The sequence below is a fragment of the Gemmatimonadota bacterium genome, assembly GCA_016719105.1.
Lineage (GTDB): Bacteria > Gemmatimonadota > Gemmatimonadetes > Gemmatimonadales > Gemmatimonadaceae > SCN-70-22.
Map to the genome: position 1 here is coordinate 1 of JADKAQ010000035.1, position 15,857 is coordinate 15,857.

14 protein-coding genes and 2 pseudogenes are annotated in these 15,857 nt (G+C 67.2%); 3 read left to right on the forward strand and 13 right to left on the reverse strand.

What is annotated here, in order from left to right; all coding sequences use genetic code 11:
• Positions 1-139 precede the first annotated feature (139 nt).
• The 8 genes and pseudogenes from IPN47_23340 to IPN47_23375 form a co-directional block, all read right to left on the reverse strand.
• Positions 140-481 carry a BrnA antitoxin family protein gene (locus IPN47_23340; GenBank protein MBK9410928.1) on the reverse strand — a complete coding sequence of 114 codons (342 nt, stop codon included), beginning with the start codon at positions 479-481 and terminating at the stop codon, positions 140-142.
• Positions 467-580: pseudogene (locus tag IPN47_23345) on the reverse strand (BrnT family toxin). The gene IPN47_23340 and the pseudogene IPN47_23345 overlap by 15 nt, the downstream one beginning before the upstream one ends.
• A gap of 487 nt (positions 581-1,067) precedes the next feature.
• The gene (locus IPN47_23350) at positions 1,068-1,325 is read right to left on the reverse strand and encodes a hypothetical protein (GenBank protein ID MBK9410929.1); all 258 of its coding nucleotides are present in this window, start codon (positions 1,323-1,325) and stop codon (positions 1,068-1,070) included.
• 29 nt (positions 1,326-1,354) lie between these two features.
• A complete protein-coding gene (locus IPN47_23355) occupies positions 1,355-1,723 on the reverse strand; it encodes a hypothetical protein (GenBank protein MBK9410930.1) in 369 nt (122 codons plus the stop codon).
• Entirely contained in the window at positions 1,720-2,853 is a 1,134-nt protein-coding gene (locus tag IPN47_23360) for a hypothetical protein (GenBank protein ID MBK9410931.1), read from the reverse strand. The genes IPN47_23355 and IPN47_23360 overlap by 4 nt, the downstream gene beginning before the upstream one ends.
• Before the next feature lie 56 nt (positions 2,854-2,909).
• Positions 2,910-3,428 (reverse strand): hypothetical protein, encoded by a 519-nt coding sequence (locus IPN47_23365; GenBank protein MBK9410932.1) that lies wholly within the window; start codon positions 3,426-3,428, stop codon positions 2,910-2,912.
• On the reverse strand, positions 3,425-4,294 hold the full coding sequence (locus IPN47_23370; protein MBK9410933.1) for a FecR domain-containing protein: 870 nt from the start codon (positions 4,292-4,294) through the stop codon (positions 3,425-3,427). Before IPN47_23370 ends, IPN47_23365 begins: the two co-directional genes overlap by 4 nt.
• On the reverse strand, positions 4,291-4,920 hold the full coding sequence (locus IPN47_23375) for a sigma-70 family RNA polymerase sigma factor (protein MBK9410934.1): 630 nt from the start codon (positions 4,918-4,920) through the stop codon (positions 4,291-4,293). Before IPN47_23375 ends, IPN47_23370 begins: the two co-directional genes overlap by 4 nt.
• A 1,414-nt stretch (positions 4,921-6,334) precedes the next feature.
• On the opposite strand from IPN47_23375, the gene IPN47_23380 reads away from it, so the two are divergent.
• Together IPN47_23380 and IPN47_23385 are read left to right on the forward strand one after the other, a co-directional pair.
• Positions 6,335-7,111, forward strand: a complete 777-nt coding sequence (locus IPN47_23380; GenBank protein MBK9410935.1) for a hypothetical protein — start codon at positions 6,335-6,337, stop codon at positions 7,109-7,111.
• A 368-nt stretch (positions 7,112-7,479) separates the two neighbouring features.
• Positions 7,480-7,728, forward strand: coding sequence for a DUF2188 domain-containing protein (locus tag IPN47_23385; GenBank protein ID MBK9410936.1), 249 nt, complete (start codon positions 7,480-7,482; stop codon positions 7,726-7,728).
• A gap of 302 nt (positions 7,729-8,030) precedes the next feature.
• On the opposite strand, the gene IPN47_23390 is transcribed toward IPN47_23385, so the two are convergent.
• From IPN47_23390 to IPN47_23410, 5 genes are all read right to left on the reverse strand, one after another.
• Positions 8,031-8,522 carry a hypothetical protein gene (locus IPN47_23390; protein MBK9410937.1) on the reverse strand — a complete coding sequence of 164 codons (492 nt, stop codon included), beginning with the start codon at positions 8,520-8,522 and terminating at the stop codon, positions 8,031-8,033.
• A 37-nt stretch (positions 8,523-8,559) separates the two neighbouring features.
• The gene (locus IPN47_23395) at positions 8,560-8,736 is read right to left on the reverse strand and encodes a hypothetical protein (GenBank protein ID MBK9410938.1); all 177 of its coding nucleotides are present in this window, start codon (positions 8,734-8,736) and stop codon (positions 8,560-8,562) included.
• Complete coding sequence (locus IPN47_23400; GenBank protein MBK9410939.1) at positions 8,733-10,217, reverse strand: hypothetical protein; 1,485 nt, start codon at positions 10,215-10,217, stop codon at positions 8,733-8,735. The genes IPN47_23395 and IPN47_23400 overlap by 4 nt, the downstream gene beginning before the upstream one ends.
• On the reverse strand, positions 10,174-12,426 hold the full coding sequence (locus tag IPN47_23405) for an Ig-like domain-containing protein (GenBank protein MBK9410940.1): 2,253 nt from the start codon (positions 12,424-12,426) through the stop codon (positions 10,174-10,176). The genes IPN47_23400 and IPN47_23405 overlap by 44 nt, the downstream gene beginning before the upstream one ends.
• A 1,417-nt stretch (positions 12,427-13,843) precedes the next feature.
• A complete protein-coding gene (locus IPN47_23410) occupies positions 13,844-14,218 on the reverse strand; it encodes a hypothetical protein (GenBank protein MBK9410941.1) in 375 nt (124 codons plus the stop codon).
• Between the two features lie 367 nt (positions 14,219-14,585).
• Between IPN47_23410 and IPN47_23415 the strand changes: the two are divergent.
• A pseudogene (locus IPN47_23415) lies at positions 14,586-15,628 on the forward strand (IS3 family transposase).
• The last annotated feature ends 229 nt before the right edge of the window (positions 15,629-15,857 follow it).

Consider the following 15,857-nt stretch of genomic DNA (forward strand, 5'->3'; position numbering starts at 1 on the left):
TTACGCTCGACAACGGCTTGCACGTCACTAGAGGTCATGTTCGCTATCTAACGTTGAGCATCAGCTGCAGCCGCATCACATCAAGCGAGCGCAGCGAGCACACCGCAACGCGGCTGACTGCTGCATGCGATGTTAACCCTCAGCTGGCGCGCCGCTTGCGCCCCCGTTCGGCGGCGAGTCGTTCGGCGAGGAAGACTTTGAGCAAGCTCTGATACGGAACATCGCGTTCGTTCGCGAGCACCTTGAGCGCGTCCAACATGCCATCGGGCAGCCGGAGCGAGATGGTGGTGGTCGACGGCTTCAACGCGGGGAGCCGGACGCGCTGGGCTTGCGACCAGTCGAGGTAGTCGACGGAATCGGCAGCGTCCCAGAAGGCCCGTTCGGCCGCCTCGGACTTATGTAAGTCGGCACTGGCTTGATCGTCTTCTTGGCCTTCGTCGGCTTCGGCATGGCGATACACCTCCCGTTCGCGCCGGCTCATCGGCCGGGCAGAGATTACACGGATGAGCGTTTCACGGAGCGTAAACACCAGGAAGAGACGGCGGCCGGCCGCCGTCTGCCCAGGGCGGCAGCGCGCTTCCCGTCCTGGTGTGCGCGGTCCACTTGCACGACGAGGGGTTGGTGGAAGAACAGCTCCTCACACCCCCGGCAGATGTGACCGAGTGCTTCGTCCACTTCTTGGTGTCGTTGCCGGCGTCCGATTGGAATCCGGTCGCGAGCGCGAGGACGGCAAGCGGATCACGCATGCTGAAACGTATATGGCAGCCATACAACCCGCAAGACATGCGCCCTCAGGTCGGGCGGAGGGTTAACGAAGATTCAACCGCCCCCATAAGCCAATCTGCCCGGTCAACCTCCCGGTCCGTTCGACCACGCAGAATCACTTCCCACGGTCAGCCCAAGTCCTTCGGTACTGCCCAGCCGAACGGACCGCTCTCGCACACTACCACCACTTCCCCGCACTCGCCAGCCTCTGCACCACGTCCCGCCGTACTTCTCCCACGCGCGCGGGTTCTGGCACGGCACCGACCACCTGCTCCTCGTCGTCATTAGACCGCAGTTCCAACTCACGGCTCCCGTCCCATCCACCACCCCACCCCCCGCCCCACCAACCCCAGCACCGCAACCCACACCCCCACCACAAACGCATACCCTACCGACCAGTAGCCCACCACCAGCACCACCGCGCCCTCCTCCGCTCCGACCGCCCCCGCCTCGAGCACCACCCACACCGCGACGACCGCCGCGCTCGCGATCCCCGCCGTCAGCACCACGTGCCACCGGGCCGCCCCCGGCCGTCGCATCCCCCAGTGGAACCCACACATGGCCGCTGCCACGCTCAACGCCCACGCAATCATCGGCCGCCCCCACACCCATACAACACCCGCGCCATCCCATCCCGCTCCTTCGCACACTGCCCCGCCAGCAGCTGCCCTAACTGCCGCCTGATCGTATCCAGCGCCACCCGCTGCTGCACCACCTCGTGCGCGAAGGCCGAGTCCTGCCGCACATTGACCGCCTCGATCGCCGCCAGCCGTCGCGACGGCGGAAAGGTCTGGAAGCCGAGCGTCGCCACCAGCCCCCCGGCGACCCCCACCACCCACCACGCGCGCTGCAACTCCAACCACGCTGACCATCTGGGGGGAGCGGCGAGCGTCTCGAGCGTTTCGCGCGCACGCGACGGAGCACGCGTCGGCGCCGGTCGGCGCGATCGACGGGTCATGGCGACACCTTCACGACCAAGGAGGTGCTCACCCCTCCCTGACGGGCGCTGTACGGGCCACCGGAGAACGGGCGCACCAGGACGCGCGTCGTACCAGCCTCCAACCCCTTCAACCCATTCGTCCCCAGACGCGCGATGCGCAGGTCCTCGACGACGAACAATGGCGCAAAGTCGAGCACGACCGAGCCATCGCCACGCAGCGCCGTGATCCGGAGCGCCTGCTCGGGCATGACTTCCTCACCGACCGAGAGTCGCACCGTGTCGGGACTGACGCGAAGCTGGGTTATCTCGTTGGCGGCCTGCCAGGCGCGCGCAATCGCGGCCTGCATGAGGCTGTCCCGTCGAAGCGCGCCCGCATCCACCGGTGAAGGGACCGCCGTCCGAACGGTGTCGCCCGAGGATCGCGCAGACCCATCGGTGGAGTGCTTCGCCAGCTGACGCGGCGACGACGCCGCCACGGGCGCCGTGACGGCTAGACTCGACGAGTTAGGGGTGACCAGCGGGTCCACCAGCGCTACACCGCCGTCTTGGCGCCTGACGTACCGCGGCCGATGCTCAGGACACCGCGCCTCGGCCGCTCCCTGCAGGTCTCGCTCGACCGCCTCCTCGAAGTCACGTCCCCGAGTGTACAGGCTGCGGCTGGAGCTCACGCGGTGCATGACCGTTTTGAACGACGCGTCGCCTTCGGGCAATCCGATGCAGCTGAGGATGAGGTCCCCGCGCACGCCGCCGCCGCGCCAGAAATCGTAGGCGATCGTCACTCCGGGCGTCGGACCGGCAAGCGCGCTGTTGCCGGGCCGCACCTCGTACGCCGCATCGCGCCGCGCGCCAATCGCTGCAACGAGCGCCGCGCGGATCTCCCCCACCGACATCGGCACGCCGCTCCCGGCGTAGTAGCCGACAACTCGAATCGGATAGCGCACCCCCTCGTGCGCCCCGAGCGTGACCATGACGACGCTGTCCTGTAAGAAGCGGGACGTGTCGTACGCGGACACCAGGACCACGCCGTTCGACACTATCGCCCAACGCCGGTCGTTCCCGGCCAGCTGCCTCATCCCCACGGCGATCGTCACGACAATCACTCCAATCGTCAGCAGCGGAGTGCGCACCACCTGCCAGATATCCCGCATCTCGGATGTCCTCCGGGTTGTGTACGAATCGTTGCGCCTGGCCAGCCATCCCCTCGTCAGGCAGCGCGCTCCAGATCATCAGGAGTCGCGTACCACCGGATCGCCAGGTCGCGGTGGCGCGCGTCGCAGTGATAAAGCACCTCCTCCAATCGCATCCCCCCGGCGTGATCGTCGCTCGCCGTGGCGAGGAGGCAGCGGCAGGCAGGGCCGAAGCACCCGTCGAATCGCTCGAACACCTCCAGCACGATCCCGGCGTCGTACGGCGCACGCGGCGGCGTCGACTCGCACCCTGCGCCCTGTGTGCGAGCCCAGGGAAGGAGCACGTCGCCGGGTTCCACTCGTTCGCGGATCCACCGCTCCTGCACCGCCGTCCGGCGCAGCGACTCCATCGAGTCCACCTTGGCTAGCGGCCAACTGGAGAGGCCGACGCGCAGGTCCACATGCGCCGTCGCCCCGACGGCGAGGACAAACTCGAGGGCGCAGGGGAGCGACGGCTGCTCGCGAATCATCCGGGTGGCGTGGCGCGCCAGGGTGTGGGCGGTGGCCACCAGCAGCAAGGGCGTGTGCGGGATCATCGCGCCCTCCTCGGCGGCTCCCCCCAAAACGCCTCCCCGCTCTCCCCCACGGTCAGCTCGATCCCGATCCCCGTGCGCGCCCCGCGGCTCTCCAGGCGCACGCGGCCATGCGTCACATGCACGCGCGTCGTCGATGGATCGCGGACCTCGACCTCGAACTCCGTCCCGGTCACCGTGATGCGGGCCGACGGCGTCACGACGACGTATTGACCGGTGGGGAGCGGCTGCAGCCTGAATCGCGCCGATCCATCGAGGATCAGCTCGCGGATTCCGTAGCCATCCGCCTCGTCCTTCCACTCCAGGCGCGAGCCAGGTGGGAGGCTGACCCAGGAGTCGGATCCCAGTCGAATCGACTCCCATTCGCGCCCGCTCGCCTCGGCCACCCGCACGCGTGGCCCCTCCAGGCGATCGGCGATACGTACGCCCATCCACCCCGACAGCGGGAATCCAACGATCACCAGCAGCGCCGCCGCCAGCTGCCAGCGGCGCACGCGGTATGGCGCGCGCGCATCGCGGGGAGAATCGACCGGTCGCTGGACGCCCGTCGCCTCGGCTCCCTCCCGCTTCCACGCCGCCTTCGCCAGAAAGCGTTGCCAGCTCGCCGCCATTTCGTGCTCCGGCACCGCGACGTCGCGCGAGGAGGGCCAGGCCTTCCACGCCTCGATCACCGGCGTCACGTGGCGACGGAACGCCTCGTCGTCGCGCAGCCGCGCCTCGACCGCCAGCGCCTCGTCAGGCGAGAGTTCTCCCGCCAGAAAGTCGGAGATGAGCGTCACCTCGGGATCGGCCGACAGCGCCTCCCGCATCTCGTCGCGCGTCAGGTTGCGCCCTTCCCCCGCCGGGACCAGCCATTCGTCCGCTCTCATTCCACCTCCCTCCCCCGTAACGCGTCGGGCGTGAGTCCATCCGCCGTCAGCTGCTCGCGCAGTCGCGCATTGGCGCGAGACACGCAGGCCCGGCAGGTACCGGTGTCGATGTTCAGGTGCGCCGCCGCCTCCTTGTAGCTGTACCCGAACTCCACCACCAGCAGCCACGGCTCGCGGATGTACTCGGGGAGCCCACGGAGCGCCTCCTGGATCGTGAAGCGGATGTCGTTGTCGTCCGCCGAGCGTCGCGTGTTCATCCACCGACGGATCGTGGCCGACGGCCCGGTGATGAGTCGCATGAGGCGCGACTGGGCCTGGGCGTTACGATGCCGGTCGATGGCTACGTCACGCACCATGACCATCAGGCGGATGCGTGCATCGTCCCCCGCCAGCCCCAACGCCTCCCGTCCCCCGTCGCGCGCGCGCTCGCGCTCCCGTTCGCGCTGGGCGAGGAACTTGAGGATCGCGTCGTGCACCACGTCCTCCACCTCCTCCGGGTCAACGAGTCGCGCGGCATAGCGCGTGAGGTCTCCCTGCATCTGACGGTACAGGAGGGCGATGTCGGCTTCGCCCTCCAGTCGTGTGGCCGGCCGCACGAGCGGCAGCACCTGACGCTCCTTGTCCACGCTGGTTGCTCCTTCCCGAAGGTGGCACGGCCCAATTCCATGGACGCCGTCCAGCCCTCCGGGCAATGAAGGGAGATTGACCTTCCAGACCGGGGCGACAGGAACTGCTTCTTTCGGGCCCCCTACAATCACCGGACGAGGGGGCGAAAACGCAGCGTCGAATTTGAACATTTCTTCGCGGATGCATCCAGAGGGTTGTCCGCGAGGCGGTTTTCCACATAGCACCCCCACTTCCCCTTGACAAGAAGGGCAGTCGGGGGGTTTAGTAGAGAGGTGTGTCAGCGAAGGAGCCGTCGCGGCCCCTGCCGACCGCCTCGCGGCCCTCGACCGCCTCGCGGGGTCTCGACCGCCTCGCGACCACTCTCGAGCGGCTCGCGGCCTCTCTCGAATGCCTCCCGACCCCCTCGGACGCCTCCACCGGTCGAAAAATCGACCGCGCGCCCTGCACAGGCCACATCGCGGCCGGACGAGGCGACCACGCGCCGCGCACAGGCGACCTCGCGGGGCGGCCATGCCACCGCGCGGCGTACACAGGTGACGCCGCGCACTGCCGAGATCACCGCGCGACGCGACTAGATCACCGCGCGGCGCGACGACATCACCTCGCGGCGCTGACGGGCGACCGCCGGGAGCGCACAGGCGACCTCGCGGCCAGGCAAGGTCACCTCTCGCCGCGGCAAGACGACGTCGCGACGGGCTCAGGCGATCAAGCGGCATGCACAGGTGACGCGACGGGGTGAACAGGCCACCGCACGGCGCGCCTGGACCACGTCGCGGTGCAACCAGGTGACCGCGCGCTCCGGAAAGGCGACCGCGCGGCGCGCACAGGCGACGAAGTGGCGCTGCCAGCCCGCGTCACGCATCGCACAGGCGACGTCGCGACAGCTCCAAACGACGACGCGGCGCGACGCAACGACCGCGCGACACGACCAGGTGGCGCGTCGCCTCGCACAGGCCACCACTCGGCGCGGCCAGGTGAGCGCACGGGGCGCACAAGCGGCAATGCGGCGCGCACCAGCGATGCGTCGGAAGGAGCAGGCGGCGTGGCGCAGCTGCAAGGTCACGTCGCGACGCGCGCAAGCGACCGCGCGGCATGCACAGGCGACCGCGCGATGCGTCCAGGAGACCACGCGCATCGTCCAGGCAAGCGCGCGACCGTGCGAGACGGCGTCGCGCGCTGACCAGGTCGCGTTGCCGCGTTGTCAGTGGACGATGCGCGGTTGTCAGGCAAAGGCGCGGCGTTGTCAGGGACCGTTGCAGCGTTGTCGGGCAACGATGCGGCGTTGCAAGGCGGCCGTACGGCGTTGCACGGCGAACGCGCTAGTGGCTTGCACGACAGGGAAGCACGTGAAGGACGCGCGCGTGCTTCGTCAGGGGTTCCGCGTCCACCACCATATAGGAAGGAGACGGCACCATGCAGCTCCGCACCAAGCAGGGATTGCAGACGCTCCGTCGCGCGCACGTGTTCCTTGTGGGCCGAGAGATGTCGCTCGCCTTCGGCCCGCTCAAGCCGCACGCCGAGGCGCTCGACGCGCTGGTGCAGCGACTCGAGCAGCACGCCATGGAGCAGGACAACCGCGAGCGAGGGGCGCGCGCCGCGACCGAGGCCAAGAAGTCGCTCGGCCGGGCGCTGCGCCAGGAGTACCTGCGCCCCATCTCGCGCATCGCGCGGGCAGCCTTCGCCGACAACCTTCAGGTCCGCGCGGCGTTCACCCTTCCCGAGCAGCGCGACGATGAGCGGCTGCTGCAGGCGGCCAACGGCTTCGCCGAGCGGGCGGCGGAGTACAAGGCGGTCTTCGTGTCGCGCGGGCTCGAGGACGACTTCATCGATCGCCTGCGCAAGGCGACGGCAGCGTTCCGCGAGTCGCTCGTGACGCGCGGCGTCGAGCTGGGGCGACGATCCGCGGCGACTACGGGGATGCTGCAGGAGCTGGCGCGTGGCAAGGAGCTGGTGCGGCTGATCGACGACATGGTCGCGCCGCGGCTTGCGACTCAGGGGGACCTGCTGTCGGAGTGGCGGACGCTCATGCGCTTCGTGCGCCGTTCGACGTCGGAGGCCACCGACGGTGGTACGCAGCCGGTGACGCCGACCGCTCCGACGACACCGCCGGCCGTTCCTTCCCTGCCCTCGCAACCGGCGCCGGCCACGGTGGTTACCGAGACGACGCCGCCGGAGGCGAAGGCAGCCTAGCGGCCGGGAGCAGCTGCGGGCTGGCGCTGGTGGTTCAGGACTTCCTCAGGCAACACCCACGCCCATTCAGGGCACGGGCATCGACGCGGCGGCGTGGTACCGGGGGCAGGGACGGTTCGTGGCGCGCGTGGCGGGGAGCGCGCGCCGTTCACGGCACCGACCACGCAGGGACTGGCGATTCGCGCGGCGATCAAGGAGGCGCGGGTGCGCAAGGGGTCGGGCGGGGCGGGGCGCCGCGGCACAGGCGGGGGCGCCGGGGCCCCCCCCTCCCGAAGGTCGGCACGTCGACACCGGCGCTTCGCCGGCCGTCCGGCCGCCACGTTAGCGTCTGGAGCGCAACCACACGTCACTCCTGCGGAGAGATCATCATGACGCGTTTTACAGCGCCGGAATGTGCACGTCGTCCTGCGCGGGGCGGGCGGGGATTCATCGCGCGGGTCGCGAACGGGGCGCCGCTCGATCCCACTCCGTCAACTCAGCGGGTGGCGATCGCGCGGGCGATCGTGGAGGCGAAGTTGCGCGGGGGGGAGGTGGTGATTCATCGGGCGAACGGGCGGATTCGGGACAAGGACAGCTATGGGAAGGACTCGGTGCGGGTGATGGATCGGAAGCACTAGACGGTTGATCGCGGGGATGGAATCGGTCACCGTCGCGTGTGATGCTGGACGGATGTGTTCGGGGATGTGGGGGCGCCGCCTGCCGAAAGGCAGGCGGCGCATTTTGCTTGTGGGGCACTTCGCTGGTGCGGGGGACGATCAACCGTCGGAGGTCCTCGACCGCCAGATCGTTGGGGCTGCTGGTGGTCGTTAGCGTCCTCGGACGCTAGGCGACCTTCGATTTGACCTGTCATCGCTTTCCGGGAGGACGTCCTACCGGTACGACTGTCCCATGGACGCCCGACTTCAGCGTTCACGGGTTGTCATTGTCGGATTAGAGTGTAGCTCCCTGATCCCGCGTAGCTAGTGCTACCCGCGGAACCATCCCAGGACCCGACGATGACGGTATATGTGCCGGTCGCGGTCGCGGTGACGGTGATGTGTGCGGCATTGAGCCCAAAGCCCTGCCCGACCGTCACCCCGCTCGGCGATACCAGTCGGATCCAGGGCCACAGCGTCGCAGTCGGCACCACCTTCCCGATGCTCAACGCGATCGCGTCGCCCTGCGTCGCGGTGAAGGTCCACGGATCGATGTCGCCGACCCCGATGGCCCCGGTGTGGGTCGTTCCATTGCCCATCGGCCCACCTTCATCACCGGCCGAGATCACGATGCTCCCCGGCGCCTTGACGAGGCTGAGCACGTAGGTCCCGGTCCCTGCATAGCTGGTGCTGCTGGCGGACCCGTCCCACGAGCCCACGATCACGGTATAGGTCCCGGTCTCCGGGGCCGTCACCGCGCCGAAGTTGCGATCCACGATCTGCGCCGCCGCAAGCCCAAACCCTGCCCGACCGTCACCCCGCTCGGCGATACCAGCCGGATCCAGGGCCGCAGGCCACCTTCCCGATGCTCAGCGCGATCGCGTCGCCCTGCGACGCGGTGAAGGTCCACGGATCGATGTCGCCGACCGCGATGGCCCGGTGTGGGTCGTTCCATTGCCCATCGGCCCACCCATCACTGGCCGAGATCACGATGCTCCCGGCGCCTTGACGAGGCTGAGCACGTAGGTCCCGGTCCCTGCATAGCTGGTGCTGCTGGCGGACCCGTCCCACGAGCCCACGATCACGGTATAGGTCCCCGTCTCCGGGGCCGTCACCGCGCCGAAGTTCCGATCCACGATCTGCGCCGCCGCAAGCCCGTAGCCCTGCCCGACCGTCACCCCGCTCGGCGATACCAGTCGGATCCAGGGCCACAGCGTCGCAGTCGGCACCACCTTCCCGATGCTCAACGCGATCGCGTCGCCCTGCGTCGCGGTGAAGGTCCACGGATCGATGTCGCCGACCCCGATGGCCCCGGGGTGGGTCGTTCCATTGCCCATCGGCCCACCTTCATCACCGGCCGAGATCACGATGCTCCCCGGCGCCTTGACGAGGCTGAGCACGTAGGTCCCGGTCCCTGCATAGCTGGTGCTGCTGGCGGACCCGTCCCACGAGCCCACGATCACGGTATAGGTCCCGGTCTCCGGGGCCGTCACCGCGCCGAAGTTGCGATCCACGATCTGCGCCGCCGCAAGCCCAAACCCCTGCCCGACCGTCACCCCGCTCGGCGATACCAGCCGGATCCAGGGCCACAGCGTCGCACTCGGTACCACCTTCCCGATGCTCAGCGCGATCGCGTCGCCCTGCGTCGCGGTGAAGGTCCACGGATCGATGTCGCCGACCCCGATGGCCCCGGTGTGGGTCGTTCCATTGCCCATCGGCCCACCTTCATCACTGGCCGAGATCACGATGCTCCCCGGCGCCTTGACGAGGCTGAGCACGTAGGTCCCGGTCCCTGCATAGCTGGTGCTGCTGGCGGACCCGTCCCACGAGCCCACGATCACGGTATAGGTCCCGGTCTCCGGGGCCGTCACCGCGCCGAAGTTGCGATCCACGATCTGCGCCGCCGCAAGCCCAAACCCCTGCCCGACCGTCACCCCGCTCGGCGATACCAGTCGGATCCAGGGCCACAGCGTCGCAGTCGGCACCACCTTCCCGATGCTCAACGCGATCGCGTCGCCCTGCGTCGCGGTGAAGGTCCACGGATCGATGTCGCCGACCCCGATGGCCCCGGTGTGGGTCGTTCCATTGCCCATCGGCCCACCTTCATCACCGGCCGAGATCACGATGCTCCCCGGCGCCTTGACGAGGCTGAGCACGTAGGTCCCGGTCCCTGCATAGCTGGTGCTGCTGGCGGACCCGTCCCACGAGCCCACGATCACGGTATAGGTCCCGGTCTCCGGGGCCGTCACCGCGCCGAAGTTGCGATCCACGATCTGCGCCGCCGCAAGCCCAAACCCCTGCCCGACCGTCACCCCGCTCGGCGATACCAGCCGGATCCAGGGCCACAGCGTCGCACTCGGTACCACCTTCCCGATGCTCAGCGCGATTGCGTCGCCCTGCGTTGCACTGAATCTCAGGTTGTCGAGTTCACCGGGAATCGAAATCGCACCGCTGAGACCTACCGTTGACAAGGGTTCCTGCGGCGCTGCTACCATCCGCAATCGTCACCGTCGCCGCGCTCGGTGTACCAACCGAATAGCTACCTGCGCCTATCGTTAGGATCACCGTCTCGTTGCCCTCGACCAGAGGGTCTGCGAGCGGGTTGATCTGGATGGCGGTCGAGGACTGGCCCGCGGCTATCGTGACGGAGGAGTTGAGGGCGGCGTAGTCCACACCGACCGTAGCGGTACCCGTCAACGTGAAGCCCACGGGCAACGCCGCGGCCGTCGATCCCGTCCTGCTCACCGTGAAGGTCCCACCGTCCGGTCCGGTCTCCGACGCCGCTGCATCGGTCGCGACGACGGTCACGACCGACGCTTGAGGCGCGGCGGTGACCTGAACGGCAACGCTCGCCGTCGCCTCGCCGGACATGGCGTCAATGCGCGCGGCTCCCGGCGACACCCCGATGACCTGAACACTCGGCGACGTCACGACGCGCGCAATGGAGCTGTTGCTGGATATCCAGGTGAACGCCGCCCCGGTGACCGGCTTGCCCGTCGGCGTGAAGTGCGTCGCGCTCAGAGCGGCGCTTCCTCCAACGGAGAGGGAGACGCTGCCTGGGGAGGCTGTCGCGACGTCGGTACACCCCGTCTCGAGCTGTTGTCCGACGTCTTGGATGTGTTGCCCGATCCACGAACGGGTGGCGCTGGCCCCGAGGTAGCTGCCGGCTCCGTGGATCCAGATACCGGTGAAGAAGTTGACGGGGAACGCTGTCGGGAAGAGATCGGCTCTGCGCGTGATGCTGGACGTCAGCGTCGGGAACCGATTCTTGCCTGGGTAGGATAGGAGTACGTCCTGCGAGCGGACGCCGGCCGCGGCCATGCCGTCCACGCGGAATCCCGCCGGGAAGCCCTCGCTCAGCGGCGCCGCGAACGAGACTACGCCGACACACCGAGCCACCGCCGACGCAAACGCCGGTGGCGTGGCGATCAGCAGCTGCGCGAGCGCCTCCTGCGTCATCAAGTTGCCCTGCGAGTGCGCCGCGATGATCACGGACTGCCCGGCATCAACGCGCGTCGCGATCGCCTCTTTGAGCTCCGTTACGAACGGGTGCGTGCCCGACGTCCCGGCCAGAATGAACTCGATTTGCGCCTGCGCCTCGGCCAGGTCTCGGAGGATCGCGCCGCATGGCAGCAGCACTGCGAACGCATTGGTCCAGCTGAAGCCTTGGATCTTCTCCCACATACAGCTCCACCACGTGGTTCCCGTTTCTTGGCGCCAGCTGGGGTTGTAGCGCATGGACGTGGTGTAGCCATACGCAGCCGCGATCGAGCGAATGTGCGCGGTCGTGGCCGCGGCATCGCCCGGATCGTTGAGGATCCCGTTCACGTAGAACACGTGGGGCACGTGGCCCGCAGCGCGCGCGGCATTCGGAGCGGTCGGCCGCACGATGCTCGCGACACCGGCCGGCCGTGCGCCCAGTCGTCGGTAGAACGCGTTCAGCTCTTCCGGAGCCGCATCTCGGAACGCCTCGCGCCGCACAATCTCGAGCTCGAGAACCTTCGCGGTGTCGCCGCCCCCCACGAAGGCGCCGTAGCTGGCCTCCAGCTGGGTGAGGGCCACGACCGGATCCGCGGCCGAGAGCAGGGCGCGTGTTGGCGCGACCAGTGCGCTGGCCGCCGTGGAGAGGTCCGCTACGGGGTCCGCCGATGCCACAAGAAGCGTCGGTCCAGTGATCGTGAACGCGCCACTGGCCGTGAGCCGCGAGGTGTCGCGAAACACGCGCGGGGCCTGATATCCTGGCTTTGCCTGGTAGGCGTACGTGAGAGTTAATCCCGAATCGACGGACTGTGATCCCGGACTCGGGCTTCCCTGCACTCCCGAGTCCGTGGCTACCGTCAACACGTAGGTCGGCGGCGCGCGAACAGTGATCGCGGCCGTGGCGACGAGCGTGCCCGCTCTTGCCGAGACCGTGGTCAAGCCAGCGGACACTCCCGTGACTTCACCAGACACACTTACAGCCGCTACGGTCGCGTCGCCGGACGACCATGTTACGGTCGGCGCTGCGATCACGTTACCGGATGCGTTGCGCGCCTCCACGCCGAGCTGTCCTTTCGCGCTTCTGTACAGGCTTAGGCTCGACGGCAACACCGAAAGGCTGGCGATCGCGTTGCTGGGCGGCGGCGGCGTGGGGACACTGCCGTCGCTTCCGACCGAACAAGCCCAAGCCGACATCAGCACGATACAGACGGCTACCCGCGTAGTTAGGCTTGTCACGTCACTCCTGACTTTACGCGACACCGTGTCGCCTCAGCTTGCGACCTTTGCCCGCCGAGACGTTGCATTTGCGAGACCTCGCCTCGCCCCGAGGAAGATTCGGTCCTCAAGTACCTCAACCACGACCGGGGTATGGAGGAGCGCCGCCAAAAGCCCCTTGTGGGGTGCGGTTCTCCGCCTCCTGGAGGAATCACCATAGCATGACCTCGAACGGCCGCGGGCTCCGATTGTGCAACGAGGCCGTAAGTGTAGTACCCCGTGTAGTTCTGTCTCTTCGTTTCGGTGCCTTCTGCGTCCACGTTCTTCTCGACGTCGTAGACGAGTCGCGCGATCGTTCCAGTGCTTGCAATGATTGCCGGACGGGCGACGGGGCGCCTCTCAACAAAAACACCTCGAGCTATCGCACGCGCACCGAGCAGGCCCCCGATACCGACGCACGACGAGCCGTGCTCTACTGGACCCTCCAACCGTCGTCAAAGGGCGACATCGTCGTCGTCATACTAGCTGACTGGTCCGCGCACTCAGACGATGCGAAGGGCGTCCGATTGACCGTGTCAAGAATGTAGTGCACGTGTGCTACCCTCTGATCCTGAAGCATCTGTATCCCCGTGACTTCTCCTCGACAATCTCGCAGGACTTGAATGACCATTCGGCGTCAGTTTCACTAGCAAGATGTTGCCGACCTTCGTCGGTCGGTTCGACGACGGCCCACCGGTAGACGATTCCATTCCGGTCCTCGGTGTCGTGCCTGAGGGCGATCACTCCTGTCGACTGGAGGGCCTCAAGCATCGCCTGGTTCGAACTGAAGTCCGCCGTGTCGTCCTAGCCTATCAGAGATGTGCGACCCGTCGCGCTACTTTGGCCCTCGTACGACCGCTTAGAGCGCCGAGGCACCTCACTGGTTGCTGGTCGCTGTACAATGAGCAGATCCTTGGCATCGCCGCGAGAAAGGTCGGTGCTGCAGGCCGATGTTGTGGCTACACCGAGCCACAAGACACGCAAAGCTCTCCGCAAGAATCACATTCCCGCATCCTTAGTTGACTTTGGGACAGCAACTTCGGTCGCGCGGCGCGTTCGCTTCAGGTATGCTGGAATCGAACGCCCCTGCTTGAGTCACATTGAGGAGGGCCGGAAGGGGCACGCGCAATCCCTGAGACGTCGCGAACGTCAAGAACAGGGCCGGTTGCCGCCTAACGCCGGCAGCTGTGCTGTTCCCTTTTCACTCGAAGGCCGGCAGCGACCGCTTCTAGCGCGACGGAGCTAATTGAAGGCCTGGCGCCGCAGCAGTAAGAGCAGCGAGCGACCAATGTTGTTCGCAATTCCGTGGCGCCGACACGAGCGCCGCTACTGCAACTGAGGAATTCGGTACCCGCCTTTGTTCCTAATTGAGAACCTTGCGGATTGCGTCCTCAACCTGCTTCCGAATCTTCTCGGGGGACTCGCCTCCAGCCACCCCCTGCATTGGAAATGCAGTAACCTTGACGCCTCCTGCATCGACCTCGATCGTGATGTTGTGGCCGTAACCTGGCTTCGCGAACATGCCTGTCATCGGGCGGAAGGCTGTAATCAAACCCGCGGCCTCATTCGTCGACTTGACCTCGTACCCAAGGGACGCAACCGCACGCTGTGCAGCACCAAAGAGATCAGCGCGGCTCTTTGATGGGGCTGCAATCGTGACCACGCTCGGTGGAGCGGATGCGCAGCTGGCCGCGATCGCGACGTAGAACGCCGCGGCAATGGCACGAACAGTGTTCATCGTCTTGGTACCGGTAGAGATGGATCTCACTGAGTACGCGGTCGAAGGATACGGTGCTGCGAAGCGATAGTCATGTCAATAGGCGAATTCCGAGGAGGGTCAAACGAGGAGCTGTCGCCACCTAACTGACTGTAGGAGAAGTGCCCATGTCCCTTGCCGCTCGTGCTTCCTCTGCACACCGGGCTTGATCGAAATCAGCGACGGCGCGATGATGTCGCAGTGATATGGAGTGGTCTCGGTCTTCTGAACAGGGTGGTTGAGTGGACCGCGGGCTCCCCCGGCGACGTGTTCGCCACAACCGAGGAGTCCCCGATGTCGAAACGCCCCCCGTCATAGTCGCGCCCCGTCCTTCAAGGCGAAAGTCGCGCTGGCCGCGGTGCGAAATGGAGGTACGCTCGCCGAGTTGGCCAAACGATTCGATGTCCATCCCGGCCAGATCACGGCGTGAGAGGACCAGCTCCTCTCGGGCGCCGCCGGCGTCTTCGGCGGGGGCCCGGTCGAGCCGCCCTTCGACGTGAAGACGCTCCACGCCAAGATCGGCGAGCTCGCGCTCGAGAACGATTTCTTGGAATACGCGCTCGGCAAGGCCGGCCTGCTGAGCGCCAAGCGATGATCGACCCGACCCACCCGCTCTCCGTGACGCGGCAATCTGCGGCGTTGGGGATCAGTCGCGGGACGGTGTACCACAACACGCCACCGCTCATGTCGCCCGGCGATCTGGCGCTGATGCGGCGGATCGATGCGTTGCGCTGGACTTCCCGTTTGACGGGGCGCGCATGCTGCGCCGCCTCCTGCTGGGCGACTTCCCCAGGAGTCGGCCGGCGCCGCATCGGCACGTTGATGCTCCACATGGGGATTGCCGCGGTCTTCCCGTAGCCGGGTACCAGCCGCCGGCACCGCGCGCATCCGATCTTCCCCTACTTCCTACGGCATCGCACGATTACCCAGCCGAACGAGGTCTAGGCGATGGACATCACCGATATCCCGATGGCGCGCGGCTTCGTGTATCTCGCGGCGGTCCTCGACTGGGCGAGTCGACGCGTGCTGAGCTGACGCGTCTCGATCACGCTCGACAGCGCCTCTTGCGTCGCCGCCGTTGAAGAGGCGCTGGCGCGCCACGGCCGCCCCGCCATCTTCAACACCGATCAGCGCGCGCAGTTCACGAGCGCCGCCTTCACCGGACTGCTCCACGAGCACGGCATCCAGATCAGCATGGGCGGCTAGTGTTGCTGGCGGGACAACATCTTGGTCGAGCGCCTGTGGCGCTCGCTCAAGTACGAAGAGGTCTACCTCCATGCCTACGCCTCCGTGTCAGAGGCGTCCGCGGGCATGAGCCGGTACTTCACCCTCTACAACAGTCGACGGCCCCACTCGAGCCTCACCGACCGCACCCCCGACGACGCCTACTTCTGCCCGCATCCCTTACAGGCGGCCGCCTATTCCTCACCCGCGCTCCACGTATCGCACCGCGTTAGGCTGTACAGAAGAACGGAGCCACTTCAGTACGAAGAGGTGTACCTCCCTGCCTACGCCTCCGTGTCCACGGCGACCGCGGCCATAGCGCGGTACCTCACCCTCTACAACAGCCGACGTCCACGCTCCACCTTAAACGACCGCGCCCCGTCGACGTCGATTCCTG